The organism is Finegoldia dalianensis, from assembly GCF_046255015.1.
GTDB classification, from domain to species: domain Bacteria; phylum Bacillota; class Clostridia; order Tissierellales; family Peptoniphilaceae; genus Finegoldia; species Finegoldia magna.
The window spans coordinates 1-1,875 of sequence record NZ_JBDLBQ010000012.1; the positions used below are offsets into that span (position 1 = coordinate 1).

The following is a 1,875-nucleotide window of genomic DNA, read 5'->3' on the forward strand; positions in this document are numbered from 1 at the left end:
TTGTTTGGCGACTACCTACTCTCCCACGACGTTTCCATCGTAGTACCATCGGCGTTAAGAGGCTTAACTTCTGTGTTCGGCATGGGTACAGGTGTATCCCTCTTGCTTTTATCACCATACTTATTCACTTTTCATTTCCAATCAATAACAGTATATATTTCCAGTCAAGTTTTCGATTTATTAGTATCAGTTAGCTTTGATATTACTATCTTTACACCTCTGACCTATCTATCTTGTTTTCTTCAAGTAATCTCATAGAAATCTTATCTCGAGGTTGGTTTCGTGCTTAGATGCCTTCAGCACTTATCCTTTCCAGACGTAGCTACCGAGCTGTGCACTTGGCAGTACAACTCGTACACCAGCGGTCTGTCCATCCCGGTCCTCTCGTACTAAGGACAGATCCTCTCAAATTTCTCACGCCCACGGTGGATAGGGACCGAACTGTCTCACGACGTTCTGAACCCAGCTCGCGTGCCTCTTTAATGGGCGAACAGCCCAACCCTTGGAACCTACTCCAGCTCCAGGATGAGACGAGCCGACATCGAGGTGCCAAACCTCCCCGTCGATGTGGACTCTTGGGGGAGATAAGCCTGTTATCCCCGGGGTAGCTTTTATCCGTTGAGCGATGGCCCTTCCACTCGGTACCACCGGATCACTAAGTCCGACTTTCGTCTCTGCTCGACCTGTATGTCTCGCAGTTAAGCTCGCTTTTGCCTTTGTACTCTTTGAATGATTTCCAACCATTCTGAGCGAACCTTTGAACGCCTCCGTTACTTTTTTGGAGGCGACCGCCCCAGTCAAACTGCCCGACTGACAGTGTCCTATTACCAGTTTCATGGCAACTAGTTAGAACTTTAGAATTAAAAGGGTGGTATCCCAACAGTGACTCTGCAAACTCTGGCGAGCTTGCTTCTTAGTCTCCCACCTATCCTGTACATTTAATCCCAAAATTCAATGTCAACCTGCAGTAAAGCTCCACGGGGTCTTTCCGTCCTACCGTGGGTAAGTCGCATCTTCACGACTACTACAATTTCACCGGATCCTTTGTTGAGACAGCGCCCAAATCGTTACACCTTTCGTGCGGGTCGGAACTTACCCGACAAGGAATTTCGCTACCTTAGGACCGTTATAGTTACGGCCGCCGTTTACTGGGGCTTAAGTTCGTTGCTTCGATTGCTCTAACAAGTCCCCTTGACCTTCCAGCACCGGGCAGGTGTCAGCACCTATACTTCATCTTTCGATTTAGCAGATACTTGTGTTTTTGGTAAACAGTCGCTTGGGCCTATTCTCTGCGACCTAATTTCTTAGGCATCCCTTCTCGCTAACTTACGGGATTATTTTGCCGAGTTCCTTAACAAAGGTTCTTCCGCGCGTCTTAGAATTCTCTTCTTGCCTACCTGTGTCGGTTTGCGGTACGGGTACAAGATTATTCGATAGCACCTTTTCTTGGCAGTTTGAATCTGTCGCTTCGCATCTTTCTGCTCCCCATGATAACTTACGTTGACGAATATACGGATTTGCCTGTATATTCTGGCTTGTTACTTGGACGTGTTCTACCATTCACACGCTCGACTTTTCCTTCTGCGTCAGTACTTCTCTCAATCACAATCTTGTAGTACAGGAATTTCTACCTGTTGTCCATCGACTACGCCTTTCGGCCTCGCCTTAGGTCCCGACTTACCCTGAGAGGACGAGCCTTGCTCAGGAATCCTTGGGCTTTCGACGGGGATGATTCTCACATCCCTTTTCGCTACTCATGCCAGCATTCTCACTTGTATATAATCCACAATTGCTTACGCTTTTTGCTTCAATTCATATACAACGCTCCTCTACCGATAGAAAAGCTATTATGCCAGTTGTATGTTGTTAAGTGTT

1 rRNA gene and 1 other annotated feature (1 of these 2 only partly in view) are annotated in these 1,875 nt (G+C 47.0%); the gene reads right to left on the reverse strand.

Annotation, left to right across the window (positions count from 1 at the left end):
* Window positions 1-2: 2 nt before the first annotated feature.
* Window positions 3-119: ribosomal RNA gene (gene rrf / locus ABDJ34_RS09965) — 5S ribosomal RNA — on the reverse strand.
* Window positions 120-160: 41 nt separating this feature from the next.
* Window positions 161-1,875, reverse strand: a sequence feature (mutual gap in cmsearch alignment for this rRNA model is longer than 100) (it continues 1,418 nt past the right edge of the window).